Raw genomic sequence first — 26,005 nt, 5'->3', positions numbered from 1 at the left:
AACCGCTCAGGGTTGCCGGGAATGAATGGCTAAGTGTAGATGACAGAACAAAGCATGCTTAACCGTGCTGGCGGTCAACGGGCAGGGCAAACAGGACTCGCCCGGCGTACCGCTACGCACAGCGCGCGCCACGTGGCCCGTTCAGATTGCTCCGAATCCAGCGCGTCGTGACGGTGTCACACGGGGAACAGGGGGCACAACGTTATACCGGTCGTCACGGCGTCTGAAGGGCGGTGACGCTGAAAGTCGCGTCAGGTGGCGGGGAAAAAGGGGGCGAAGATGCCCCAGCGTATAACCATGTCGCAGACGGTTCCCGCGCCGTCGGGCGACGGCGCGGGGGCGGGCTTAGTTAAATCGTTCCGGCCGGAAGGTCGCGAGCATGGGATGCCGGACATCGTTGAGGATCTCCTCCGTCAGCAATTCGCCCAGAATCAGTGCCAGCGTCGCGCCCGAATGGGTAAAGGCCACAAAGCAACCGGGGACTTTTTTCAGCTCCCCGACAACCGGTTCACCATCCCCCGGCACGGGTTTCAGGCCAATTTTCCAGCTGTCTGCTTCCAGTGGTGCGCCGTCGCCAAGCAGGTGACCCGCATCCGCCATTAACTGGCGAATAACGGCATGATCGATGCTGTACTGACCATCAGCATGCGCAACGATATCCTCTTCATACCAGTCATGATCGACCGCCAGCGTACGGCCAGGGTTGGGACGTATCGCCGCGCGGGGCGTATTTAATACCACGTTAAGATCGCGTTCCTGTGCGGTAGTGGTAACCAGCATGGACACCGGCGACCCGTTGGGAATGCGTACACCAAGCGGCGCAACGACATCGGGCGTCCAGGGACCACAGGCGACAAGCACCCGATCGGCCATGATGTCGCCCCGTTTCGCGCTGCGAATGCCTGTGGCCCGCCCACCTGCGGTCAGCACACTGGCTTTGCCTGACTGTTCAATCACTTCGCCGCCTGCGGCTTTGAAATCCTCAACCAGTTTTGCGGCCAGATGCGGCAGGCTTACCCAGCCCTCACCAGGGTTGGCAATAGCGACGCTGGCCAGCGCGCTGGGGTTAACCTGCGGATCCACCTCATGCACCGTGCGCGGATTAACCAGCCGGGAAGCATAGCCAAGGGCGTTTTCATAATCATGACGCGCTTTGGTGCCCGCCTCGTCATCCGCCGCCCAGAACAGCGCACCGTCAAAGCGCAGCCAGCTGAGATCGGGATGGCGGGCAAACAGGGTGCGGTAGCGGTCAATGCCCGCCATTCTCAGCGCATGGTAAGGCGCGGAACGCTCTCCGGCAGAGTTAAGCCAGGAAAGTGAACGTCCTGATGCGCCAGAGCAGAGTTCGGCTTCGGTGACCAGCGTCACTTTCGCGCCAGCCTGTGCCAGCTGGCATGCCGTGGAAACGCCTAAAATGCCGCCACCCAGTACAACAACGGTTTTGGCCACAGAGTTGTCAGTCATCATGGATTCCTTCTGTCAGAAAATACCCCATTCAGGCAAGGCGTACGCGACTTTGCCGATGGAGTTGCTCAATAAGTTTCAGCACGCCCAGCGCCTCGCTGGCGTCCACTGGCGGCGGGCCGCCGTGTACCAGGGCACGGGCAAGACGGTGATAAAATTCAGGGTAATTGCCGCGCTGCAGCGCCACCGCCTCACTTTGCTCCACGGTGCCCAGCCGGGCTGCGCGTTCAGGCGGCGTTACGCCGTAGGCGCTGTCAGTCGGGGACATGCCCGCGGCCAGCTGCGGCTCCTGGTTATCCAGGCCCCAGTGCGTAAAAGCTCGCTGGCTGCCCAGCAGATGGAAGCGGGGAGCATTAAGCGCGGCCTGGCCATTCATCCACAGCCGCGAACGCACGCCACAGGTATGCAGTAAAGAAACGAAGCAATCCTCATCGCTGTCGGACTGACTGCCGGAATAGCGTGCCAGCTCGGCGCTGGCCTCCTGCACCGGACCAAACAGCTGTATCGCCTGATCGATCAGGTGGCTGCCCAGATCCAGCAGCAGGCCGCCCCCTTGCGCAAGCGAAACGCTGTCGCGCCAGTTACCAAATCCGTCAGGTCGCCACCACTCAAAGCGCGACTCAAAGCTTCTGACGGTGCCAAATGCCTCGTCCTGCACCAGGCGTTGCAGCGTCAGAAAATCGCCGTCCCAGCGGCGATTGTGAAAGACCGTTAACAGGGTGCCAGCCTCTCGGGCGGCGTCAATCATCGCTTCCGCCGCGCTGACGTCAGGCGCAAAAGGTTTATCCACCACCAGATGGATACCGCGCAGGCTGGCCTGGACAGCCTGCTCACGGTGCTGAGCGGGCGGCGTCGCCAGCACAATAAGATCCACCGCGATGTCGCCGTTGTCGATCAACTGCAGCAGTGACGGCCAGTCCGGCACAATTCGCGCCTGGGGATAATGCGTTTTTGCCACGGCGACGCGTTGCGCATTACCGGTCACGATCACCTCAAGACGGTAAGCGGCATCGTGTGAAATCAGTGGGGCATGAAAGACCTTGCCGGCAATGCCAAATCCCACCAGCGCCGTGCGGATGGGACCTGTCACCTTATGCTGTGCCATCAGAGCACCTCCGATAAAAAACGTTGTAAACGGGCAGATTGTGGACGTTCAAATAACTGATCGGGTGGCCCTGCTTCGACAATCTCGCCCTCATCCATAAACACCACCTGGTCGGCCACGCGGCGGGCAAATCCCATCTCATGCGTGACCACCACCATCGTCATGCCGCGCTCACAGAGTTCGGCCATCAGCGTCAGCACGCCTTTCACCAGTTCGGGATCGAGCGCCGACGTGGCCTCGTCAAACAGCATCACCTTGGGCTCCATCGCCAGCGCCCGGGCGATCGCGACACGTTGTTGCTGCCCGCCGGAGAGATCGCGCGGACGATGGTCGGCGCGCTGTGCTAAGCCGACCTCAGCCAGACGTTGCCGGGCAATTGTCTCTGCCTCCGTTTTCGAGCGGCCTTTGACTTTCCAGGGGGCCAGCGCGACGTTTTCCAGCGCACTGTGATCGGGGAACAGATTGAAGTGCTGAAAGACCATGCCAATGCGCAACCGCAGCGCATCGGGTTTGTCCTTCAGTACCGAACGCCCGGCCAGCAAAACGTCGCCGCTTTTGGGTTCATGCAGGCGATTGATACCGCGCAGCAGGGTCGATTTTCCCGATCCGGAAGGGCCGATGATGCAGGTGGTGGTGCCGGGCGCGATGGTCAGTGACACATTGCGCAGCACCTCAATCGGGCCGTACGCCAGGGTCAGATTACGCAGCTCCAGGCTTGCGCCGTGAAATGCAGTGGACGTTGCCATCTCAGTGTCCTCGTTCGCTGGTCAGGGAGGCCGTGGGCGTGACGGCGCGTTTTACCGCCACCTCATCAATTTCTTTCAGTCCGCTCTGCGGCGCCGTTGCCCGGCGGCGTCCGGTGCGGTAACGGACGTCAATATGGTTCACCGCATGGGTTAAGGGCACGGTAATCATCAGGTAGAACAGCCCCGCCAGCATCAGCGGTGACAGATTGCCGCTCAGCACCGCGGCATCCTGGCCAACCCGGAACAGTTCGCGCTGGCTGGACATCAGCCCCAGCAGATAAACCAGCGAAGAGTCTTTAATAATCGCGATGAACTGATTCACGATGGCAGGCAAGACGCGGCGGATGCCCTGAGGAATGATCACCAGCCGCATCGCCCGACCATAGCTCATGCCCAGCGCCCGGCAGGCTTCCATCTGGCCTTGCTCAATGCTCTGGATCCCTGAGCGAAAGATTTCGCCCATATAGGCGCTGGCAATCAGACTCAGGGCAAAAATGCCCAGCGGATAAGGTGAGGGGCCAAACAGCTGATAGCTGAAGCGCGCCAGCCCCTGACCAATCAGCAAAATGGTCAGGATAGAGGGCAGGCCGCGAAACAGATCGGTATACAGCCGGGCCGGTACACGCAGCCAGCGCGAAGGCGAAATCCCCATCAGCGCCAGAATCAGGCCGAAAAAGGTGCCCAGCAGCGTGGCGGCCAACGAGATGATCAACGTGTTGACCAGGCCCGTTGCCAGCAGCTGCGGCAGGACGTCCTTCATTGCAGAAAAATCAAAGAAGGTACGGGAAAGAATAGTGATCAGATCCATAGCCGATTCTCTGTTGCGGGTGACGGACAACGCCCGTCACCGAATGTATTCACTCGCACGCCGGTTGCGCGGGGACTAATTGTGCTGAGGCAGATACTGTTCTGGCATAGGCGAGCCCGGAAACCACTTCTCATAAAGCTGTTTCCATGTCCCATCCTGCATCGCCGCTTTGATGGCTTTATCCAGTGCCGCTTTAAAAGCCGGTTTGTTTTTCGCTATCGCCACGCCTGCCGGGGCGTCGAAAGAGGGGATGTTGGCTGCCGTCACCAGTTTGAAACGGGTGGCATAATCTTTGGCGGCTTCGTAATCAAGGAACATGGCATCAATGGTGCCGTTGTTCAGCGCGGAGACGGCGGCGTTGTTATCAGGAAAGCGCACCAGATCGGTCTGTTTGAAGTTCGCCAGCGCATAGCTTTCCTGCAGCGTGCCCTGAATGACGCCCAGTCGCTTGTGCGCCAGCGTTGCCACGTTTTTCACGCCCGAATCGCTGCGGGTCAGGATCGTCAGGTAACCCGCCAGATAGCCCGTGGAGAAATCAACGGTTTTTTCACGGGCCGGTGTGATTCCGATCGCGGCCACGCCCGCATCATATTGCCCGTTGGCGACGGCGGGCAGAATGGCGGAAAAATCCTGCCCGACAAAATCCACCTTATCAATGCCCATACGATGGGCGACATTTTTGAAAAATTCGACATCAAAGCCGGTGAAATTCCCGTCTTTGTCCGTAAAGGTATAGGGTTTGGCGTCGCCCAGACTGGCTACGCGCAGATGGCCTGGCTCAATCAACCCATACGGATTGTTATCACTGGCTGCCCGTGCACTGACGCTGGTTGAGAGCATTACCGCGAGGCCGAACAGGGCGGCGGTTATTTTGGTTAAACGTTTATGCGATGTCATAAAGCTCTTCCATTTTGCAGGTGAAACGTCGAAGGTCACTGAGCCAGTACTGTCTTATTGAGACCGGTCTCAATGTGGATCAAAATGAAACCGGTTGTTGTTGTGAGACCGGTCTCAAGTGGATACAATGATATTAAGCACACGCTTTCAGTAGCGTCAATTACGATGTTATCAACTTGTGATTCAAAATAATTATGACCAGCAAAAAACAGCAGGTACGCGGACCCACAGTGGCCGATGTGGCACGTCAGGCGGGCGTGTCAAAAGCCCAGGCGGCAAGAGCCTTGGGCGGTTACGGCGCCGTCAGTGAAGAGGTGCAGATTCGCGTCACTCAGGCGGCAGAAACCCTGGGTTACCGGCCCAATGAGCTGGCGCGCAGCATGAATACCGGACGTTCGAATACGATTGGCGTAATCGTGGGGGATATTGAAAACCCGCATTTTGGCCTCGCGCTGCGTGGCATGGCGGACGTGGCGCGCCAGGCGGGGTTTCATCTGCTGCTCAGCAACAGTGACGAAACCGTCGAAGAGGAGCGGGAAGCCGTGCGCGTGATGCTGGACAAACGTGTCGATGGCATCATCGTGGCGCCCTGTAGTTCGCTGGCATGTGATAACGATCATCTCAGGCAGGTGCTGACAGAAGGGCGCGCCCTGATGACGTTTGATCGTTCTGTCGAAGGACTGGACGTGGAAACCATTCAGGCAGACTTTCTGAAGGTGGCGAAAGAGGCGACGCAACTGTTGCTTAACGCCGGACATCACCGCATTGCATATCTTTCCAGTATGCGCACAGCCGCGTCTTACACTCACGCGATGAGCTTAGGGCCCACGCCGGTGGCACAGCGGGTAAAAGGGATGATCGACGCCCATCAGGATGCCGGTAGGGCACTTGACCCGAAGCTGGTGCGGCTGAATGCCCTTAACGAAGAGTGTATTGAACAGATTCTGACGGAACTTCTCTCGCTTCCCGAACCGCCCAGTGCGCTCATTGCGTCCGACAACCTGATTGCAATGGGGATTTTACGCGGACTGGCCAGACGTGGGTTGCGTGTGCCCGACGATATTTCGTTTGTGATGTACGATGATTTTCCCTGGACCGAACTGATGACACCCGCACTTACGGTTGTGGCCCAGCCGGTTTATGAGATGGGCCGCGAAGCCGCGCGCCGGTTAATCTGCCATATCCGGCAGCAGCCCGCCGGCGCGTTACCGGCATTCGACAGCTGGATGGTGGTGCGGGGATCGGTCGGGCCAGTGCGGGCAGGAGGAAAGCCGGTTCCAGCCGCCTGGGCGCTGAGCAAATAGGGGATTGTTCTTACAGCGGTCTTACTGCCGTGTCCCGTCATTATCCTCAGACGAGCAGGCCCGAGCGGTCAGTCAGGCTGCCGAGGTTGCCTGCATGACGCAGTTTGTGCAGCAGCATGCCTTTTGCAGCGGAGTCGTTTACGCATCCTGTTGAAGGTCATACAAAAAATTTATTTTTTATTAGTGAATTAATTTCATCCGGTAATAATCAACGGAAACTATCACAACAATACATAATGCCAGGGTCTTAACAGCCGATAACCAGATTAGTCAACTCAGATTACGGTCGTGGTTATGCGCTTTAATGTATTGAAAAATGTGTTTTCCTTTCTTAACGATCTTCGCAGCGGGCGTAGATCGGCGCCGTTCAGGGCGCTGAACAGCGCGATGCCGGTTATTGAATTCAGTCCTGACGGAACGATTCAGAAAGCCAGCCCGCTTTTCCTGACCGCAATGGGCTACGAGGCGCACGAAATAATTGGGCAACATCACAGCATGTTCTGCCCGTCTTCCCTGACGGATTCACCTGAATACCGCCATTTCTGGCAGCGCCTTGCCGCCGGTGACGTTCGCAGTGGTAAACATCTGCGGCTGGCTAAAGGAAACCGTCCTGTCTGGCTGGAAGCCAGTTATATCCCGGTCAGGAACCGCCGTGGCAGGGTGTGCAAAATCATTAAGATAGCGGCGGACATCTCAGAACGCATAGAGGCAGGGCTGGAACAGGAATCTGTGATCAACGCCATCAACCGGTCAATGGCTGTGATTGAGTTCAGTCCTGACGGTCGTGTCCTGGATGCTAATGACAATTTCCTGAAAACGACCGGTTACAAACGTGAGCAGGTTGTGGGTCAACATCATCGGATGTTCTGTTCAGAACAGCTTTCTGCAAGCGACGCGTACCGGCAGTTCTGGAAAAGGCTTAATCAGGGCGAATTTTTTTCGGGGCAGTTTCCCAGACTCAATCATCACGGGAAGCCACTCTGGCTGCGCGCGACGTATAATCCTGTTTTTAACAGCAATGGCGAGTTATATAAAATCGTCAAGTTTGCCACGGATGTGACCGAACAGGTTTTGAATAACCAAAAAGAGCACGATGCCGCCGTACAGGCCTGGGAAATGGCTGTACAGACGCTGGGTAATGCGCAGAATGGGGCGAATGTAATTGAGAGTAGTATTGAAGTTGTGGACCGGATCGCGCAGGACATGAACGCGATCTCCGCTGACATCGCGCGCCTCAACAGCCAGTCAGGAAGCATTGACGGCATGGTAGAGACCATCAGACGGTTTGCGACACAAACGCGGCTTATTGCCCTTAACGCCGCGATTGAAGCTGCCAGAGCAGGGGCGTCCGGCAGGAGCTTTGCGGTTGTGGCCGCCGAAGTGCGCGCGCTGGCGGCAAGCGTCAGCGGGGCCACAGAAGAAATAGAACAGGTGGTATCAAATAATAATCAGCTGGCCCGGGATGTGCTGAAAGGTATGGAACTCAACCAGAAAAATACGGAGCAGGGCGTCATACTGATGCGTGAGGCCGGCGAGGTCATCGCCATCATTAAGAAAAACTCGGAACGCGTGGAAGGGGCGGTCAGAGAGTTTACGCATACGGTTGAAACTGAGTAACGAATCCGCTTTAGCCGTTTTATCATTCAGCATTATCCTGCTTTCTGAGCACAGGGATGTCCTTCAGTGCAGCGCCTTGCTTTTTTAACTTTTGCCTTTCAGGGAAAGGATACGCCATGTTGATAAACATTCGTCACGGAGCGCAGTCTTCGCCACGCTCCGCAGACATTCTGCGATTGCCCGATCAGGAGCGTGATGAAGTACTCAACCACTTCGCCGCCCTGACCAGCACGTTGCTGGGCATACCGACCAGCTTTATATCCGTTCTTGATGAGCAGCATCAGACGTTTCGCGCAAAGTACAACACGACGCTGTGTCAGACTGATCGCAAGGATGCATTCTGCCGCTTCGTCGTGGAGAGCGCGATTCCGGTCATTGTGCCAGATACCTTGCTGGACGCACGTTTCGCCACGAATCCGCTTGTCACGGGGGAGCCTTACCTCCGCTTCTACGCGGGCGTGCCGTTGATCAACGCGCAAGGAAAGGTTATGGGGACGCTATGCGTCACAGACAGTCAGCCACACGCCTTTCCGGCTGAAAAGGTCAGGTTGCTCAGCCTACTTGCCGCGATGGTGACGGTCTTTCTGAAGGCCTGGCAGGTCGCGGGATTAACGGATGCGGTAACAGGCTTGCCTAACCGTCAGCAACTCATCCGCCATCTGGATCAACTGTCTGAGGCGGGGCATTCCGACGTCCTCAGGCTCACCGTCATCGACTGCATTGATATGCCCCGTGCCTATGAGCTGGCCCGGGCACTGGGTATGCCGCCAATGGAAGCGCTCCTGCGGGACAGCGGGCGTCTGCTGCAAAACAAGCTGGCGCTGGGGCCTGAAAAAATTTTTTACACGGTAGCCACTGGGCGCTTTGCCTTCCTGTCCCGCTCAGATGAGCCGTTTTCGGCCGATGCTGTTCTTGAAGCAATGCGCGACGCGCGGCCTCTCGCGCCCGAAGGTCTTGCTATGGACCTGACATTGTACGCGGGCGATGTCTGCTTTACGCCAGCGGCGCTACCGGCCCAGGAAGCCCTGCGGCGCGCGGTCAGCGCACTCCACGAAGCCATCAGCATCAATGGTGGCGCTCGTTCGTTTAATGAGGTAAGTGACAGCAGGCGCAATGGCGATTTCATGTTGATGAACGATCTGTCGGCAGCCCTTAAAACCGGTACAGGCGGGCTGTATCTGGTTTATCAGCCCCGGCTTTCCTTATCTGATGTACAACCGACGGGGTTTGAGGCGCTGATACGCTGGTGTCATCCCGAGCGGGGCGAGCTTTCGCCCGCCGAATTTCTGCCCGCAGCGCAGTTAACCAGTCTGATGAGCGATATCACTGACTGGGTGATCACGGAGGTGATCCATCAGCTGCGCGTCTGGTTATCCGAGGGCATCAGTCTGCCGGTATCCGTTAACGTCAGTGTCAGCGACCTTGCACGAAGTGGCTTTATTGACCACCTTGACGCGAAGATGGCGCAGGCCCAACTGCCACCCGCTCTGCTGGAGTTCGAATGTCTTGAAACGGAGCTGGCCACGGAAAACCCTGCCGCCCTGGCAATGATGGCGCAGTTAAGACAACGAGGATATCGTCTTTCGCTGGACGATTTTGGTGCCGGTTACAGTAATATTGGTTATCTGCGCAGGATGCCGGTGGACGTTATCAAGCTTGACAGGGCGCTGATAGCCGATTTGACCTCGAATGAAGCAAGCCGCATTATCGCATCGAGCGTGATAGGTATGCTGAAATCTCTGAACTATGTTGTTGTGGCTGAAGGCGTTGAAATACCAGAGGCTCTGGATATGCTCGCTTCATGGGGATGCGAGCAGGCACAGGGTTTTTACATTTCTCATCCCTTGCTTCCGCAGGCACTAAAAAGCTGGCTCTCCACCTTTAAATACGGTCAGCTGGGCCACGCAACGTAAATAACGTCCGGTTGCTGGCCCGTTGGATAAAGGATGACGGGCGGTAAGGTGTGGCCTGGCGCTTAACCAAGCCGGCTTATTCCACAGAGGGGGATAATCCTTTAAGTTTAGTCATTCCTTCATGATTAATTTCGTCATCCGCGCCATCGACAGCCCTCGAAATGGTGAGCAGGCTCTGAAATTCACTGAGCAGGAGCGCGGCGTCAGACTTCAGCAGATCATCGCATTCAGCAGAGTCGATGACGGTGTTAATGGCTTTGTTAGCACTTTCAATCATTTCAGTCACGCCGCCTTCTTTACTCACCGCCAGCACAAGTGCGCTGATGAGCAGAGACTGCGCCTCAACACGGGCTGTTAACTGCTTCATCCCTGCGTCGATATGCGATATTTTAGCCAGCATGCTAAGTACAACGTTTTTCATTATCGTCCCTCTTAAACTTTCAAACGGAATCGGTCAGCAAGTTGCTCTCAAATTAAAACCGGTCTGTCCGGTTGGCCATAATCAGTGCCATTGTGCTTCTGTGGATAAGATGGGGCACTCTGCCGCCAGCCCCAGCCTGTCATCCCGTCTGAGATAATGACAAAACATCAGGCGTCAGGGTTCCGCTGTTCCGGCAATGCCTGGATAATTTTTTCCTGAACCTGTCTTATCCCGTCGCGCAGGCTGGCCAGGGTTTCAAACGGGATGCCCATTTCACAAATCATCGCTGCAGGTACGCCTGTGGCCCGCCTTTCAAGTTCACGGCCTGCTTCAGTCAGGCGAATAATCACTCTGCGTTCATCATGACCGGTATCGCGCAGGCGACTGATAAAGCCTGCCTGCTCAAGTCGCTTGAGGAGATGGCTGAGCGTGCCGGAGTCCAGTTGCACGCGCTGACCTACCTCAGAGACCGTGATGCCATCCTTTTCCCACAAGACCAGCAACGCCAGATACTGTGGATAGGTCAGCCCCAGCGGTTTCAGGTGAGGCTGATAAAGCTTTGTCATAGCCAGCGAGGCCGAGTAAAGCGCAAAGCAGAGAAACTCCTCCAGACACTGAGGTTGGGTGTCTTTACTCGCGCTGGCGTCATTAATCTCTTTCATGCCGGGGCTCCAGATAAGGGGGAAGCCGGCAAGCGTTCGGTGAATCGTGTGATGCGACAGACGTCAGGAAGCCGGAAACACAAGATATCACGGACACGTCATGGATGCTTTAAACCGCGGCCAAACTGAACGTGACCGCAATCATATCGACGTCAATTAAGTTGTGTTCAATTTATTTTGTAAAGTCTGTGCAGTTGACGCGTCTGCGGCCGATAGAACCTGACAGTGACATAACATTCGGGAAAATATAATGAAGGTTTCGACGCGTCTTGCTACAGGCTTTGGTTTACTTGTTCTGCTTTTAATTATCTGTACGGGCACTGCGTTACATGCGCTGACCGATGCACAGCGCGGCATGAATGACGCGATAAACAACAAAATGAAACGGTTTGCGATCGTTCTGGATATGCGTGGTGATATCCGCGATATGGCCATCGCCGCACGCAATCTGGCGTTGCTGACGGATGAGAAGGAATCCAGGCCCGAATGGGACCGTATGACGACACAGCGGGAAAAATATATCCACGAGCGGGAGCAACTGGTTGAAAGCATGACACACAGCGTCAGTGCACAGGGTAAAACCGTGCTGGATGAAATACTGGCAGCTGAAGATGACGCCATGCAAACCCTGATGACCGCGGCCAAAATGGGGCTGGAAAACCGTCAGCAGGACGCGACTGTCTACCTGATGAAGACTGCGCGACCGGCTCAGCAAAAGCTTCTGAAACTGCTCAACCAACTGACAGAGATTCAGAAGGCGCAGACCGTTCTTACGGTTGGCGAGACCAGCGAGACCGTTTCCCGCACAAGAGCAATGCTGATCGTGCTGACCCTGCTGTCAGTGCTGACTGCCGTAGCGGGCTGCATGATTGTCAGCCGCAGCCTGATGCGCCAGCTGGGTGGCGAACCAGCTCAGGCTCAGGCGCTCGCCGCCGCCATCGCCGCCGGAGACCTGACGGGACCGGTCGTGCTGCGCCGCAATGACACAACCAGCCTGCTGGCCTCACTGGATGGGATGCAGGCGAACCTGCGTGGCCTGGTGTCAAAAATTAAGGATTCGTCCGCCTCCGTTGCGCTGGCCGCCGATGAGATTTCACAAGGCAATACGGAACTGTCATCCCGCACCGAGCAACAGGCCGCGGCGCTGCAGGAAACCGCGGCCAGCATGGAGCAGCTTTCCGCCACTGTGAAAAGTAACTCGGCGGGTGCCCGGCAGACAGCCGAGTCCGCCCGTGAGACCGCGCAGCTGGCCCGCAGCGGCGAAACGGATGTGAAGCGTATGTCAGACACGATGCACGACATTTCCGTCAGCGCCACCAAAGTGCGTGACATCACCTCCGTCATTGAGAGCATCGCGTTCCAGACCAACATCCTTGCCCTGAACGCCGCTGTCGAAGCGGCGCGGGCAGGCGAGGACGGACGCGGGTTCGCCGTGGTGGCGGGTGAAGTCAGAACGCTCGCACAGCGCAGCGCCACGGCCGCAAAAGACATTAAAACGCTGATCGAGCAGGCCGTTACGCAGGTGGAGAGCGGCGTCACGGTGGCCTCCTCAACCGGTCAAAGCATCCTGAAAATCGTCGGCATGGTCGGCGAACTGGCTGAATCCATGGACGAGCTTTCCCTGGCATCATCTGAACAGATGCAGGGCATCTCGCAGGTAAGTATCGCCGTCAGCCAGATGGACGGTGTGACGCAAAACAACGCGGCGCTGGTGGAGGAATCCTCCTCCGCCTCACAGTCGCTTTCTGAGCAGGCGCATGCCCTGCGCACGATGGTAGAAACCTTTAAGGTATGACACCCGGTAAATCAGACGCCGCGTAACGGCTCAGATGTATCCCTCTGAATGACGGCGTGGGAGGTCAGGGAGAATCAGCGGAGGTGGGGAATAACCCATTCACTTCCGCTTTCGCCAGCAAACTGCGTCATATGGGCCGGGCGTTAAGCCCGGCCCATCCCAGTGCTGTGTTAACGAGCGGCGCCGGGCAGAGGGGCTGCCTGCGGTCAGGATGTGCGACTGCGAGGGTGAACAATATTTTATGCTGTATGACAGGCCATAACGTGATTGGGCAGCTTCCCGTCAATCACGACTTCAACGTTTCTTATTATCTGCTTCATCTGAACCCCGCCTCAGAGCCTGTTCAGGCGCGACAGATCGCCTTCTCCATGGGGACGTTTTGCTTGCCACTGGGTTCGGTTGCGGTGATGAATACGCTGCCGGCGGGAAGGGGCCGGACGGCCATCGAAAACGGAAATCATCCTGTTAACCGGGCCGTTTTTTGCGTCCTGCAGGAAGCGGTCCAGCAGGCGCTGCCGGGCCGCTTCGGTCAGGATGCTATACTGTAAGAACGTTTGCTTTACGGAGGCTTCATGGGGTCCAGAGAAGATACCGAAGAAAAAGCGCTTGAACTGGCGGGTAAAGTTATCTCGCAGTTGCTTAGCGAAAAAGCCAGTGTAAAGAAAGAAGAGATTATCTGCGCGCTACACCGCCTGGGGCAGGAAACCGGAGACTGGCGGGTGCGGGCAGGCTGTGAGAAGGCCGTGCTGATGATGAAACGCAGAGTTCACTGACCTCTGCGACACGCTCTGCCACGTGTATCAGCCGATGCTGTCAGGAAGTTAGTGGCCGTTTCCCGCCCATAACTGGAGATGTCTTTCTCCGAAAAAATTGCTGTCTTCACTGGCTGCGCCGCTTAAAAGTCTGCGGGTCTGGCGCAAAGCGTGATCGATAAGCTGACGCCGGGCATCATCAGTTTCCGTTTCGAGCATCCTGTTCAGCTGCACGCGCAGCGCCTCAGAACTTATGTCTGCATCATCTTCAAGCAGCGTCAGCAGGGCTTCGCCGATAACAATGTTTACCTTTTCTTCTTCACTCCTGAACATATCAACCTTCTTGTTGCTGGCAGTAAAAGTCCGTTGCGGCGGACAAGCGGTATTGCGCTAAAGCATCATTTTTGTATGTTTTTCGAGTGTAGTCCCGGCCACCCGAAACTGTAAAATCAGAACATGCCTTGTCCGCCCGGGAGCCAGCATCGTTAATAAGCATACGCTGCGTCAGGTCCCGCAGGCTGACTCCTGCAAGCGCTGTCTCGTAAAGAAGAAGACAAGCAGCAAACCTGTTCGGGATGGTGGTAAGAATCTTCTTAAAAGACCGGGTGTGGAAACTGTACACGACCCAATCATGGTGTACAAATTTTATTTTGTTAACGCTGTTTTAAATAGATAAAAAATCTGTAGAAAGCGAAGCGGTGAATCTAAAACCCTTTATTCTTCCGACGTAAATCTATGTTTATTCCTGTTTTTATTCAAAATTACAGCCATGCTTATATCCTCATAAACATTTTACACAATCAAAAGGTAACAGATATGAGCAACAGACGTGGTGGCGCGGGAAATTTCGCGGAAAATCCCCAGCGCGCGGCGGAAGCCGGAAGGAAAGGCGGAGCCGCCAGTAGCGGTAATTTTAAAAATAACCCGGAAAGAGCGGTTGAGGCCGGACGAAAAGGGGGTAAGGCAAGCCGCCGGGGCAGCGCACAGGAAACCGCTTCCCGGACTGGTTGAGGGGCCGCCTTTGCGACTTGCGGGCTTGCGGCTTTCCCCGCCTGTTTTAAAGAGGACCTTAGCAGTACTGGATTAACAAGACGAAAGGGCTGTAAATCAGTGGCCCGGTAAGCCTGCCGGGCCGTCTCGTTAACAAGTTTTATACGCTGTTGGCCCTGTTCTTCAGGGCGGGCTCATGATTTTCAGTGAGGATACGCGAAAAGCGCCTGAACGGCTCATCATCCCTGATAATGTTGATTCTTCTCTGTTTTATCGGGATAAAAAAAACCGCCCGTAGGCGGTTAAGTCATCTTCCATGCAACAAGATCTTTCCTTAGAGGGATAGCCTCAATCAGCCTGGTCCTGCAGGCACTTCCCTGCAAGCGTAAACGGCAAAAAACTTCCGCATTGATATTCCATCCTGCCCCCGGTCATCACGCTTTTGTTATCCGTCAGTGTCCGAATGGTTCGGCTTTATGTCATGGTCAGAACTCTGCGCCTGACGGAGGCTGGCGCGAACGGCCGCTTTTTGCGCGTAGCGGAACCGTTACGCGCTCGGCCTGGCTGTGTTTCTCTCCATCGCCGTACATTAAGAGCGAATTAAGATGTGTGTAATAACGCTTTAAAATAATTGATGTATGTCACAGTTAAAGAAAGTAACTACAGTGACGATAACTTTAAAACGGGATAAACGCGCTTTTACCAGAAGGATTTAACATGACCGTTAGCCACATAACCAGGCTGTCATGGGTTACCCAGACTAACCTCACGCTTTCACCGTCTTCACTGCGCAGGGCGATTGTGCGCCTGTCTTCTGTGCTGGCGCAGACCATGCTGTCACTACTGCGTTAATCAATGCGGAGGGACTGCCTGCGATGCCGTTCCTCACGTACTTACGTCATGAGGAAGCCACAAACACGTATTTCTCTGTGCGGCCAGTCCCGTTAAACAGGGTGTTAAAACGGCACCTGATTATAAATTGCGCGCAGCTTGTTCCCGAACAGCTTAATCATCCTGATCGCTGTTTGCTGAAAGAGAGCGGTAAAACGCGCGCGGGATTAGGCTCGTCAGGTCTGAACCCTGGCTCTGAATAATTTTATTTTCATATTTTAACCGAGGAAAGGTAATGAACAACATACGCATCGGCATTCGACTGGGTGCCGCTTTTGGCTTTATTCTGCTTCTTCTTATCGGTATTGCGCTGGCCGGTTTAATTCGTATCGACTCCCTGGGCGACACCGTGGATAAACTGGCTGGCGATCGTTTTGATAAAGCGACCGCTGCCAGTAACCTGCGCTTTTACGTTACGGATATGAGTCGTATGGTCCGCAGTATCGCACTGGTCGATGACCCGGCTCAAAAAGAAAGACTGAAACAAAACTATGAGCAGTCCCGCGCACGGCTTGAAACGGCTTTTAATAAAGTCGATCAGATACTTCATGCGCCCAGAAGCCGTGAGCTCATCGCCGTGATGAAACGGGCCGGTACGCAGTATCTTGCCTACTCTGAACAGGCGGTAAAACTGGGCATGGAAGGTAAGCGGGATGAGGTAACGCGGCTGCTCACCGGACCCGCTTATGAGGCGCAGGACGAATACACAAAGGCTATCACAGACCTTGCGACCTTTCAGGGCCAGCAGATGAAGACCGCCGGTGCCAAAGCAGCGGCAGAGCAGCGCAGCGCTCAGGTTGTTCTTGTCTCCCTCAGCGTGGCGGCTATTGTGCTGGCAGCAACCCTGGCCTGGTTTATTACCCGCAGCATTGTCAGGCCCGTAAACATCGCGCTGCAGGCCGCAGAGCGCATTGCTGACGGCGACCTGACTGCAGAAGTGCCGGTCAAAGGACGTGACGAAACCGGAAAACTCCTTATAGCGATTCGTGGGATGCAGCATTCACTGGTACAAACCGTCAGCGCTGTCCGGGTGAACGCGGAGAGTGTTGCCGCCGCGAGCCTGCAGATAGCTCAGGGAAACACCGATCTGTCACAGCGCACTGAAGAACAGGCCAGCGCGCTGGAACAGACCGCCGCCACAATGGGTGAACTGGGCGTCACGGTCAGGAATAACGCAGACAATGCCAGCCAGGCCGCGATGCTGGCGGTAACGGTGCGTGACGTTGCCCGCCAGGGTAATGACATCACCACAGATATCACCGGTACCATGAAGGGAATTGGTGAGAGCTCAGGACGCATTGCGGATATCACGTCAGTGATTGACAGCATTGCTTTCCAGACCAATATTCTGGCGCTTAATGCCGCTGTCGAAGCCGCGCGGGCAGGCGAGCAGGGGCGTGGCTTTGCCGTGGTGGCTGGTGAGGTCCGTTCGCTGGCGCAACGCAGTGCAACAGCGGCAGGGGAGATTCGTCAGCTCATCGAAGCCAACGCACAGCGCGTCAGCGAAGGGACTTCACTGGTGGCGCGTTCTGCTGACACCATGTCTGCCGTGGTTTCGTCGGTCGGTCAACTGACTGACAGGGTGGAGGAAATCACCGCCGCCACCGCAGAACAGGCTCGCGGAATTGAACAGGTCAGCATTGCCGTGACGGAAATTGATGATGTGACGCAGCAGAATGCTTCCCTGGTGGAAGAGTCCGCTTCAGCGGCAGCAAGTCTGCGCGAACAGGCCGATATATTGCTGCAGTCCGTCTCTGTTTTTACGCTGTCAGAGCCGTTATCGCCCGTCGCTCAAACCGCACTGGTTGAAGCGCCGGTCACGGTTTCCGCCTCAACGACAACGCCTCACTCCAGCCGACCAGCCGGGAAAGATGCGGAAGAAAACTGGACAACATTCTGAAACCATCCCCCGGATTTGAGGGGGCTGATTTGAGCCAGAAGCGGATAACATTGCGACCGTCTTGCATGCATTATTTTGTGACAGGTAGAAATACCTGTCGCTCTTTTTTCTCTGACTAAATTTTTACAAAATTGTGTCACTGTTTTAGGCCACCGGCGCCGATACTCATCTGTAAAGCAGGATCATCTCCGAACAGGTCGGTGAACTTTTCAAGGACAGCCGCATGAAATCCGTAACCAATGACCAACTGGGGGCCGCCGTGGCCAGAACGTCTCTTTGCGCAATATACCTGCTGTCTTCAACCGGAGAAGTCATGAGCTGGAATCTGGGGTGCCGCGAGATTAAGGGCTGGGACAGCCGTGATATCAGAGGGCAACATATTTCGGTTTTTTATGATGAAGATGAACAGGCCAGGAACATACCTGAGGCAAACCTGAGAGAGGCCCGCGAGCATGGCAAGTTTACAGGCGAAGGCTGGCGGCTGCGGAAAAACGGCAGCGCATTTCGTGCATCCGTAGAAATTGAATTCCTTAATCCCTCCGATCAGGAACATGCGGCATTTATTAAAATCGTGCGCGACGTCACGCATGATTATCAGGAAAGGGCGGCATTACGCATCGCTCAACAGGTTATCCTGAAAAGAGAAACGGAGTTGTCAGACGCCAATAAGGTGCTTGACGCGGTTTTCTGTCACACGCCCTGTGCGCTTATCCTGTGTGACGCAAAATCCGGCGACATTATACGCGCCAACCCGACTGCCAGAAATTTGCCCTGTTTGCAGGAACTGGTGCTGAGCGGTAACACGCAAACCTCGCTTCACGCGGATCTGCCAGACGATCTGGCGGGTGTGTTCAGGCAAGCCTTTACGCTTCTTCCCGATGAAGGTTTCAGCGAAACGGTCTCGTCGACGGCGACAGAGCCGGCCTTTTCACTCCGCATCACGGCTGAAAGGCTTAATTCGGGCGGGGGAGAAGACTATCTTCTGTATACCATCCTGGACGTCACCGCGGAGTTTCAGGCTGCGGCAAGGGCGAATCACCTCGCCCTTCATGACCCACTGACAGGGCTCCTCAACCGGCGGGGCCTGATGCCCGAACTGGAGACGCTTCTTAGCGGTGACAGCCCCTTTGCCGTCATGGTGTCCGACATCGATCGTTTCAAAAGTATCAATGACGTGCTGGGACATCCTACCGGAGATGCACTGCTTATTGAGGTTTCCGCGCGGCTGCAATCCGTCCTGCGCCCTGAAGATATACTGGCCCGTACAGGCGGCGACGAGTTTGTTGCCGTCCTGCCAGGCATCAGCTCAGCCTCTGAAGCCAGCGAAACGGCATCACGTCTTACGGCCGTATTGCAGGAGCCGTTCATGCTGAAGGGCCGGAAAGTCACGTCGGGTTGCAGCTTCGGCGTCTGCCTCTTTCCCGGCTATGCGCGGGATGCTGAAAGTATGTTATCGGCGGCGGATATTGCCCTGTATGCGGCCAAGTCAGCCGGACGTAACGGCTGGGTCATCTTTACCGATGAGCTTGCCCGCTCTGCAGCAGAGCGCTTCAGCCTGGAAAACGACCTGCGTGGGGCACTGGAAAACGGTGAGCTACAGCTTTTTTATCAGCCTGTTGTCTGCAGCGTCAGTGAAGAGATTGTGGCTTATGAAGCCCTGCTGCGCTGGCATCATCCTGTGAGAGGAAGTGTGCCGCCAGATATTTTCATTCCTCTTGCTGAAAAAACCGGACTTATCCATGATATCGGTGCCTTCGCGCTTGCGCGCGCCTGTACGGATATGGCGGGCTGGTCAGGACAGGAGCGGATAGCCGTAAACATTTCCCCCCGACAGTTCAGGGACCCGCAACTGTCTGACAGGGTGAAAAACGTTCTCATCCATAGTGGGCTACATCCCAACAGGCTCGAACTGGAAATTACCGAATCGGCCTTGTTCGACAACCCGGATTTCAGTTACGAAGTGATACGGAAGTTTCGGGAGACAGGCATTAATGTCGTTCTGGATGATTTTGGCACGGGGTTTTCTTCACTGAGCCACCTCAGTTCCGGGCTTTTCAGCAGAATAAAGATAGACAGGTCATTCATCAGCGATCTGCACCAGGATGCCGGGGCGGCAGCCATCGTCAGTGCTGTTCTTTCACTGTGCCGTCAACTGAACGTGGAAGTGACTGCAGAGGGTGTGGAAACGTTGGCTCAGGCGGCCTGGCTCAGGACATATGAATGTCCTTTAATGCAAGGGTATCTTTTTGGCAGGCCGGGACCGTACTGGATTCAGACGTAAACGCGTTACCGTCCTGAAAAGCTGAATAAGAGGTTGCCCGGGCGGCATGACAAAAGTTCACCGGACAACCTGTTTAGTTGATGGCTGGCACAGAGCCTTACATTGACGCGTCCTGGGCGGACTTCAGGTGCTGCTCAACAACCGGAGTATGGGCGTCTGCCAGCGCCTTCACATCGGGATCTTTTATCTTTTTCGCGTCACTTTCCAGCGTCGACAACACCATCTTGTGGTCTTTGACGCCGGCATTTTCCATATACATCTTGTCAAAAGCCTTGCCGCTCTGTTTTTCCAGTTTAGTGGCCATGGCTTTATGTTTAGCATCAGGCGCGGTCGGCAGCGTAACCCCTTTTTGCTGAGCGACGGTCTGCACTTTGGTCAAGGCACTGGTGTGATCATCGATCATCTTCTGCGCGAAGGCTTTGGTTTCGCTGCTTTCAGCCTTACTCAGCGCGATTTTAGCGGCAGCGATTTCATTGATATTTGCCTGCGCCATGTCTTTGATTGCTTTTTCGTCACCGGAACTAAGCTTTGTCCCTGTTTGTCCAGCTGTGGTGCTCTGCGCCGCGCTCGTTGGCGTCTGCGCCTGCACGCTCACGCTGCTGAACATCGCGACGGCAGCTGAAACGGCCAGCAGGCCAGTTAACATCTTACTCTTTTTCATTTCGTTCTCCTGAAGCTTACAGGGAGGCTGACGACAGGGAATTTTCTGTGTACAGCCATGTAGGGAGATAACAAGTGCACTGGTCAGTATAGTGGAGTTTCGGATTTATCCAGCAATTTTTTTTATGTTTTAGGCGGTTACAGAGAAGCGGAGCTGATATCTTTTTTCTTTTTGTTGTGTGTTTAAGCCAAGCGAGACGTTGGATTAAGCCCCCTTTGTACAGCATGGTGACATACTGGCGACCTGGAAGGCGAAGTGGTTAATATAAATTTAATTAAAGTTTTTTTTAGCTGGGAAACGCCCCGGTGATGTTTTCTCGCCGGCTGCATTTTTGCTATAAAGCGTTAAACGCGGCAGCGCGGTAAGCGGGACGTGATGCTGATTGTGTGCTGCCCGTTCTTAACGGGAAACGATAAAACCTCCAGGAGTCAGCCTGTTTTCGCGTTGACCCCGTAAAGGAAAGAGGCGATAAAGTCAGCACCTTTCTACGGGAAGGGCACTGGCTGCTGTCCTCCAGACTCAGGATGCATGTAAAGCCGGTCGGCAGCTTATCAACTTCAAAAACACGTTCCCGCATGGGGAGAATAGAATCAAATCCCGCCTCTGGTTGTGACCGTAAACCCGGTGTGAGCGGGGCCCATTAAGCCAGCGGCAGGCACACAAATGAAAACCCACACTGTGCGCGATGCAGGCGCGGGGCGACAGTTTTTTCAGCACAATAAGATCTGACAGAATAGTGTCATTTCCTGACGGGCTGGGGGGGTAAGACGATGTCTTATATGATGCTGCACTTTCTGGATGCGCAAAAGACACTCACCGCACACAGTGACTGGATTAAGGACTGCCTGACGGCGACGCACAGACGTGCGGATAGCCTTATGTCTCTCCCGGCGCTGGATGTGGTGGTTAAAACGGGAAACAGAGTTGTTCCGGAAAAAGGGCATAGCGGATTTTGCCCCGAACCCGGGATCGTGTATGTGACGGTTGATCCTGACAATCCTGCATTCTGCCAAAATGCGGCACAATCGCTTGAACGGATGTTCGCGCATGAACTTCATCATGCCGCGCGGTGGGCAGGTCCCGGCTATGGCACCACCTTGGGCGAAGCGTGTGTTTCTGAAGGGCTGGCCGGGCATTTCGTGCTTGAGCTTTTTGGCGGAGAACCTGAACTGTGGGAATGCATCAACGCCGAACTGATTCACGCTTATCTGCCACAACTGCATCAGGACTGGCTGTGCACCGATTACGATCACAGCAAGTGGTTTTATGGCGCCGGCGATATGCCGCGCTGGCTGGGCTATACCCTGGGTTTTAATCTGGTGGCCAGCTATCTTGCTGCCAGGCCGGAACGTCGGGCTTCGCAGCTGGCCTATACAGAAGCCGATGCGTTCAGCGTCTTTATTTAGCATAACGCCGACATATGTATTGGTCTGTGTTCTGCCGCTGAGGGGGCGGGGCCACAATGAGCCCGTCTTTATAAAGCAAACGCCTTTATCCGGCTAAATCCTGCCGCTTTTTATCAGGCGGTGTGAAGCCTACGGAGCAGGGGAATCTGCCCGTTTACGCGCCCTCGTTTAGCGTTTCGCTTATCCCAATAAGATATTGCATGCGTATTGAACAGGGCTGATGAGTGTTTTATGCTCGGGGGAAACCATGGAAGAAGTGAGGCTTTATGGACGAGCATTCAGTCGGACGCTTTCTGGCGTCTTTGTTAGCCGAATACAATATGAGCGTAGAGCAGCTCTGCCGCCGTTCCGGGCTGCAGATGCATGAGGCCCGGTTCCTCCTGCGCGGCACGCTGACCGTTACGCCAGCCGTGGCTGAAAAACTCGGTCGGGCGTTTTATTCCCCTGGCTTCTGGCTGGTTCGTCAGGCGATGTCTGAGCTTAATAAACTCAGTCGGGAAACTTAAATAACAGGGCTGCGTAGCCCCAAAAGCCTGGCTGGCTCGTCTGCATCACAATGCCTGCCTGGCGGAGTAGGGTCAGCATAAGGCGTGAAGGAATATTCAGTTGACAGGCTCTTCGCCCGACCAACACGAAAGTGCCGTTGAAAAGGGGATTCACAGCCGAAATCAGCACCTGATTCAGGTAAAAAAAATCCCGCCTGAAAAACGCGGCGGGCCATGCTCTGTTGCATGCAGGCTGAAGGCAATCGCGCGGCCCCCCTGAGCGTCCGCGCCATCGTTTATCCCTGTCGGTCTTTCCCGTCTTTCGCCTGCTGTGCGGCGCAGGCCATGAAATTTTCAATGATTTCTACGGCATAACTGATCGCCATCAGATCTGCCGTCAGCCGCACATCCGTGCGCAGCAACGTTTCGGTGACGCCGGGCCGACTCAGCAGGGGCTTTATGTCCTGAACCCGACGTATCAGATGCGCCCAGTTATTGGCAAAGGTGTCCATACTGGCGTAGCCACCGTGCCTGAGCTGAATAAAAATGACATCAATATCGGCCTTCAGCGCACTTATCTTCGCGATGTTAAGCGGATCGTTCTCTGGCGCATCAGGCTGCGGATGGGGCTCAGACACGGAACGCCTCCACCATGCCGCGCAGGGCATGCGCCTGTTCAGAAAGCGAACGCGAGGCCGTAGAAGACTCTTCAACCAGCGCGGCGTTGCTCTGCGTCACACCGTCCATCTGGCTCACCGCCACGCTGATCTGCGAAATACCCTGCATCTGCTCTGAAGAGGCCAGAGAGATGTTATCCATCGCCTCCGCGAGTTCGCCGACCATTCCCACAATTTTCAAAATGCTTTGTCCGGTGGAAGAGGCTACGTTCACGCCGCTTTCTACCTGTGTTACGGCCTGTTCAATCAGGATTTTAATATCCCGCGCGGCCGTGGCGCTGCGCTGTGCCAGCGTGCGTACTTCGCCTGCAACTACCGCGAAACCGCGCCCTTCCTCACCCGCGCGAGCCGCTTCTACTGCGGCATTGAGGGCCAGGATATTAGTTTGAAAGGCGATGCTCTCGATCACCGAGGTAATATCACGCACTTTGGTGGCGCTGACCGAAATGTCATGCATGGTATGTGTCATGCGTTGCATATCAGATTCCCCCTCGCGCGCCAGTTGCGCCGTCCCCCGTGCCGCGTCGGCTGTCTGCTGCGCACCCGCCGAGTTGCTCTTCACCGTTGCGGTGAGTTGCTCCATGCTGGCGGCGGTTTCCTGCAGGGCGGCTGCCTGTTGCTCGGTGCGGGATGAGAGTTCGGTATTACCCTGGTCAATCTCATCAGCCGCCAGAGAAACGGAAGCCGAGGCATCCTTGATCTGCGAGACCAGCCCGCGCAGGTTCGCCTGCATACTGTCGAGCGAGGCCAGCAGGCTGGTGGTATCATTACGACGAAGCACGACAGGCGAGGTCAGATCGCCAGCCGCAATGGTCGCAGCCAGTGCCTGGGCCTGTGCGGGCTCACCGCCCAGTTGACGCATGAGGATGCGGATCACCACGACGCAGGCACCCACGCCCACCAGCACCGAAGCCCCGGCGAGCAGCAAAAGAAAAAGGGTATCACGGGCGGTAGCCGCGCTGTTTTGCTGCACCTCGGCCAGACTGGTTTTCTGCTGAATGTTAGTGACGACCAGCAGATCTTTCAGCATCTTATCCTGGACAGGTTGTACCTCTTTTGTCAGGCACTCGAAAAATTCTTTATCACGGTTGGCCAGCCCAAGCTGACTGGCTTTGGCGAAGATGCTGAAGAACTTGCTCTCGGTGTCGGTCAGTCGTTTAAAGGCCGCGCGACCCGGCGGAAGCGAGTCGATCTGCAACAGATCGCCCAGCGCCTGACGATTGGCAATGAAGTCAGCTTTATTTTTTTCCATCTGCGCAGCGACGGGTTTCATAGCAACCGGATCGCTAAGCAGGCCAAGCGTTCTGACATCAATAGCCATCTCCCTTAATTCCCCCAGCATATCCTGCGCAAGCTGATATTTTTTCATCTTGATATTCACGACGATATCCATGCTTGCCCGGGCTTTATGAAGGGCATTGAGCGCCGTGCCTGTGCAGATAATAAACAGAAGGATAAGCAGACCGAAACCTGCAGTCAGACGGGTTGAAATTTTCATTTTGTTCTCGTTATAAAAGTGAATTTTGCTGTGTATCTTTCCCCGGCAACATTTAATGATGCCTGTCAAAGCGATTAAATTATAATTCGCCTTGACAATTTCGTATGTTTCCTGGTTATACCGTTCCTAAACAGACCTCAGATAAGGGGGCAGAATAACGGGATGGCCTTGGAACGGCGGAATGCGCCATCCTGACATCCCTGTTACGGCTCGTATTCAGCCCGCCTCGCGTTGTCGCCAGGTATCTCAGCTAGCGTGTTATGAAGTGAAGCATTGAGCTTGACATGATAACCGCTGCAGATTTATATAGGAAATGATCATTTCCAAACTGTCAGACCCTGACAGAAGCGGGCGAACAGGACGGCTCTGTGGCGGCAACGGCGAATGAAACCGCTGCGGCAGAGAGCTTTCTGGCGCTTCACCAGGGAATGCGAGGAGTAGGTAAAGCATCGATTCTTACGCACGATACCGATCTATCGGCCGGACGCTGAAAATACTGGCGTACATCCAACGCTCGCGACGAGGTGTTCTTCCGACTGGAAGCCGGCTTCGATCCCGTACTCTGCGGACCTGACAGCGTACTGCCGAGCCGTTTCCCGACGTTGAGTCCGTTGCTGACCGGGTTAATGAACGTGTTCAGGTCACACGAAATGAACAGGCCGCTCAGGAAGCTGTGTGCGAAAACGGGGCGGTTATCACGATTGTGCGGGCGACTGCCGGTCGGGTTGGTTCACCAGAAAATGGCACAAGTCCGTCCGTCGGGTTTGTTTTCATTCACGCACCTGTCGGTTGCCGACGAGTGATCGTATGACAAGAGGAACAGGTTATGTCTGCTTCTGTGATCCCTGATGCGCCCGACGGTTTTCGTCACTGCTTTGCACGTGTGGAAGGGTTGCGTTTTCATTATGTCACCGGTGGCCGACCAGATGGCTTTCCGCTGGTGTTGCTGGCCGGTTTCCCTGAAAGCTGGTTTGCCTGGCGAAAGGTTATGCCCGGTCTGATGGCGCACTTTCGCATTGTGGCCGTCGATTTACCCGGCCAGGGCGATACCGATAAACCGCTTGCGGGCTACGATACTCAAACGGTTGCCAGCCGACTGCACGCCTTCGTCGCATCGTTAGCATTAGGCCGGTATTTTCTGGCTGGACACGACGTCGGTGCCTGGGTCGCCTTTACTTATGCGATGCTTTACGGCGAGGAGATCCGGGCGCTGACCCTGATGGACGCCGGTATTCCCGGCATATCGCTGCCGGATACGTTGCCTACTGATTCCCGTCAATCCTGGAAGACCTGGCACTTCGCCTTCAATGCCGTCGCGGATCTTCCCGAAGCCTTACTGACGGGGCGTGAGCGCATTTATCTGGAATGGTTCTTTCGGGAGAAAGCGGCCGACCACCGCTGTTACGGCGAGACGGAAATTAACGAATATGAACGCTTGCTCAAAGCCCCTGGTGGATTGCGCGCAGGACTGGCGTTTTACCGCGCCCTGTCACAGTCAGCGGCACAGAATGCTGCGCTTGCACAGCAAACACGCCTGACGATGCCGGTACTGGGGCTGTCAGCCGATCAGGGCTCTATTGCGGATATGGCCGCCACCCTGAAAGCGTATGGGGACGATATTCACAGCCAGCGGCTGGCGGATTGCGGCCATTTTCAGCCGGAGGAGCAACCTGAAGCGACGGCCAGGGCACTGATTCAGTTTTTTGGACATTATGCCCATTAATGCTGACTC

Annotated in this window: 24 protein-coding genes; 14 read left to right on the top strand and 10 right to left on the bottom strand. The window is 55.4% G+C overall.

Features of this window, described 5'->3' with window-relative positions:
- Positions 1 to 345: 345 nt before the first annotated feature.
- The 5 genes from RAC60_RS02095 to RAC60_RS02075 all read right to left on the bottom strand — a co-directional run bounded on the left by RAC60_RS02095 (position 346) and on the right by RAC60_RS02075 (position 5,020).
- A complete protein-coding gene (locus RAC60_RS02095) occupies positions 346 to 1,467 on the bottom strand; it encodes an NAD(P)/FAD-dependent oxidoreductase (RefSeq protein ID WP_375092500.1) in 1,122 nt (373 codons plus the stop codon).
- 28 nt (positions 1,468 to 1,495) lie between these two features.
- Positions 1,496 to 2,569: a Gfo/Idh/MocA family oxidoreductase gene (locus RAC60_RS02090; protein WP_375092499.1), complete on the bottom strand. Its 1,074-nt coding sequence runs from the start codon at positions 2,567 to 2,569 to the stop codon at positions 1,496 to 1,498.
- Positions 2,569 to 3,315 carry an amino acid ABC transporter ATP-binding protein gene (locus RAC60_RS02085; protein WP_375092498.1) on the bottom strand — a complete coding sequence of 249 codons (747 nt, stop codon included), beginning with the start codon at positions 3,313 to 3,315 and terminating at the stop codon, positions 2,569 to 2,571. The genes RAC60_RS02090 and RAC60_RS02085 overlap by 1 nt, the downstream gene beginning before the upstream one ends.
- Before the next feature lies 1 nt (position 3,316).
- Entirely contained in the window at positions 3,317 to 4,123 is an 807-nt protein-coding gene (locus tag RAC60_RS02080; RefSeq protein WP_033741390.1) for an amino acid ABC transporter permease, read from the bottom strand.
- Between the two features lie 75 nt (positions 4,124 to 4,198).
- Positions 4,199 to 5,020: an ABC transporter substrate-binding protein gene (locus tag RAC60_RS02075; RefSeq protein WP_058708168.1), complete on the bottom strand. Its 822-nt coding sequence runs from the start codon at positions 5,018 to 5,020 to the stop codon at positions 4,199 to 4,201.
- 194 nt (positions 5,021 to 5,214) lie between these two features.
- Between RAC60_RS02075 and RAC60_RS02070 the strand changes: the two genes are divergently transcribed.
- From RAC60_RS02070 to RAC60_RS02060, 3 genes are all read left to right on the top strand, one after another.
- A complete protein-coding gene (locus RAC60_RS02070) occupies positions 5,215 to 6,324 on the top strand; it encodes a LacI family DNA-binding transcriptional regulator (RefSeq protein WP_058708167.1) in 1,110 nt (369 codons plus the stop codon).
- A gap of 294 nt (positions 6,325 to 6,618) precedes the next feature.
- The gene (locus tag RAC60_RS02065; RefSeq protein ID WP_375092497.1) at positions 6,619 to 7,941 is read left to right on the top strand and encodes a PAS domain-containing protein; all 1,323 of its coding nucleotides are present in this window, start codon (positions 6,619 to 6,621) and stop codon (positions 7,939 to 7,941) included.
- Positions 7,942 to 8,057: 116 nt separating this feature from the next.
- Positions 8,058 to 9,854, top strand: a complete 1,797-nt coding sequence (locus tag RAC60_RS02060) for an EAL domain-containing protein (RefSeq protein ID WP_375092496.1) — start codon at positions 8,058 to 8,060, stop codon at positions 9,852 to 9,854.
- 76 nt (positions 9,855 to 9,930) lie between these two features.
- Here RAC60_RS02060 and iraP read toward each other — a convergent pair whose 3' ends face one another.
- Together iraP and RAC60_RS02050 are read right to left on the bottom strand one after the other, a co-directional pair.
- Positions 9,931 to 10,275 (bottom strand): anti-adapter protein IraP, encoded by a 345-nt coding sequence (gene iraP, locus RAC60_RS02055; protein ID WP_033741400.1) that lies wholly within the window; start codon positions 10,273 to 10,275, stop codon positions 9,931 to 9,933.
- A gap of 167 nt (positions 10,276 to 10,442) precedes the next feature.
- Complete coding sequence (locus tag RAC60_RS02050; protein ID WP_033741402.1) at positions 10,443 to 10,937, bottom strand: MarR family winged helix-turn-helix transcriptional regulator; 495 nt, start codon at positions 10,935 to 10,937, stop codon at positions 10,443 to 10,445.
- Between the two features lie 250 nt (positions 10,938 to 11,187).
- Here RAC60_RS02050 and RAC60_RS02045 point away from each other — a divergent pair, with 250 nt between their 5' ends.
- The 8 genes from RAC60_RS02045 (at position 11,188) to RAC60_RS02010 (ending at position 19,546) form a co-directional block, all read left to right on the top strand.
- Entirely contained in the window at positions 11,188 to 12,732 is a 1,545-nt protein-coding gene (locus tag RAC60_RS02045) for a methyl-accepting chemotaxis protein (RefSeq protein WP_375092495.1), read from the top strand.
- Between the two features lie 227 nt (positions 12,733 to 12,959).
- A complete protein-coding gene (locus RAC60_RS02040; protein ID WP_033741406.1) occupies positions 12,960 to 13,280 on the top strand; it encodes a hypothetical protein in 321 nt (106 codons plus the stop codon).
- A gap of 24 nt (positions 13,281 to 13,304) precedes the next feature.
- Positions 13,305 to 13,505 carry a hypothetical protein gene (locus tag RAC60_RS02035; protein ID WP_033741409.1) on the top strand — a complete coding sequence of 67 codons (201 nt, stop codon included), beginning with the start codon at positions 13,305 to 13,307 and terminating at the stop codon, positions 13,503 to 13,505.
- A gap of 150 nt (positions 13,506 to 13,655) precedes the next feature.
- Positions 13,656 to 13,931 (top strand): hypothetical protein, encoded by a 276-nt coding sequence (locus RAC60_RS02030; protein ID WP_133745223.1) that lies wholly within the window; start codon positions 13,656 to 13,658, stop codon positions 13,929 to 13,931.
- Positions 13,932 to 14,300: 369 nt separating this feature from the next.
- A complete protein-coding gene (locus RAC60_RS02025; protein WP_058702020.1) occupies positions 14,301 to 14,495 on the top strand; it encodes a general stress protein in 195 nt (64 codons plus the stop codon).
- Between the two features lie 696 nt (positions 14,496 to 15,191).
- Positions 15,192 to 15,326, top strand: coding sequence for a hypothetical protein (locus RAC60_RS02020; protein ID WP_275044815.1), 135 nt, complete (start codon positions 15,192 to 15,194; stop codon positions 15,324 to 15,326).
- A 274-nt stretch (positions 15,327 to 15,600) separates the two neighbouring features.
- Positions 15,601 to 17,265, top strand: a complete 1,665-nt coding sequence (locus RAC60_RS02015) for a methyl-accepting chemotaxis protein (RefSeq protein WP_058708164.1) — start codon at positions 15,601 to 15,603, stop codon at positions 17,263 to 17,265.
- A gap of 223 nt (positions 17,266 to 17,488) precedes the next feature.
- Positions 17,489 to 19,546 carry a bifunctional diguanylate cyclase/phosphodiesterase gene (locus RAC60_RS02010; protein WP_054633793.1) on the top strand — a complete coding sequence of 686 codons (2,058 nt, stop codon included), beginning with the start codon at positions 17,489 to 17,491 and terminating at the stop codon, positions 19,544 to 19,546.
- Between the two features lie 97 nt (positions 19,547 to 19,643).
- Here the strand turns inward: RAC60_RS02010 and RAC60_RS02005 are convergent, their stop codons facing one another.
- Positions 19,644 to 20,207: a DUF4142 domain-containing protein gene (locus RAC60_RS02005; RefSeq protein WP_033741414.1), complete on the bottom strand. Its 564-nt coding sequence runs from the start codon at positions 20,205 to 20,207 to the stop codon at positions 19,644 to 19,646.
- Positions 20,208 to 20,977: 770 nt separating this feature from the next.
- On the opposite strand from RAC60_RS02005, the gene RAC60_RS02000 reads away from it, so the two are divergent.
- Together RAC60_RS02000 and RAC60_RS01995 are read left to right on the top strand one after the other, a co-directional pair.
- On the top strand, positions 20,978 to 21,613 hold the full coding sequence (locus RAC60_RS02000) for a DUF2268 domain-containing protein (protein ID WP_262959056.1): 636 nt from the start codon (positions 20,978 to 20,980) through the stop codon (positions 21,611 to 21,613).
- Between the two features lie 266 nt (positions 21,614 to 21,879).
- Positions 21,880 to 22,119 carry an XRE family transcriptional regulator gene (locus tag RAC60_RS01995; protein ID WP_033741417.1) on the top strand — a complete coding sequence of 80 codons (240 nt, stop codon included), beginning with the start codon at positions 21,880 to 21,882 and terminating at the stop codon, positions 22,117 to 22,119.
- A gap of 275 nt (positions 22,120 to 22,394) precedes the next feature.
- Here the strand turns inward: RAC60_RS01995 and RAC60_RS01990 are convergent, their stop codons facing one another.
- Both RAC60_RS01990 and RAC60_RS01985 read right to left on the bottom strand, forming a co-directional pair.
- A complete protein-coding gene (locus RAC60_RS01990) occupies positions 22,395 to 22,736 on the bottom strand; it encodes a hypothetical protein (protein ID WP_235318765.1) in 342 nt (113 codons plus the stop codon).
- On the bottom strand, positions 22,729 to 24,273 hold the full coding sequence (locus tag RAC60_RS01985) for a methyl-accepting chemotaxis protein (RefSeq protein WP_375092494.1): 1,545 nt from the start codon (positions 24,271 to 24,273) through the stop codon (positions 22,729 to 22,731). Before RAC60_RS01985 ends, RAC60_RS01990 begins: the two co-directional genes overlap by 8 nt.
- An 826-nt stretch (positions 24,274 to 25,099) precedes the next feature.
- On the opposite strand from RAC60_RS01985, the gene RAC60_RS01980 reads away from it, so the two are divergent.
- The gene (locus tag RAC60_RS01980; protein ID WP_054687749.1) at positions 25,100 to 25,996 is read left to right on the top strand and encodes an alpha/beta fold hydrolase; all 897 of its coding nucleotides are present in this window, start codon (positions 25,100 to 25,102) and stop codon (positions 25,994 to 25,996) included.
- Positions 25,997 to 26,005 lie beyond the last annotated feature (9 nt).

The sequence above is a fragment of the Pantoea sp. BR_17 genome, assembly GCF_041955125.1.
In the GTDB taxonomy this organism is placed as follows: domain Bacteria; phylum Pseudomonadota; class Gammaproteobacteria; order Enterobacterales; family Enterobacteriaceae; genus Pantoea; species Pantoea stewartii.
Note: the sequence above shows the minus strand (reverse complement) of the source record. Positions and strands in the feature narration are given on the sequence as shown.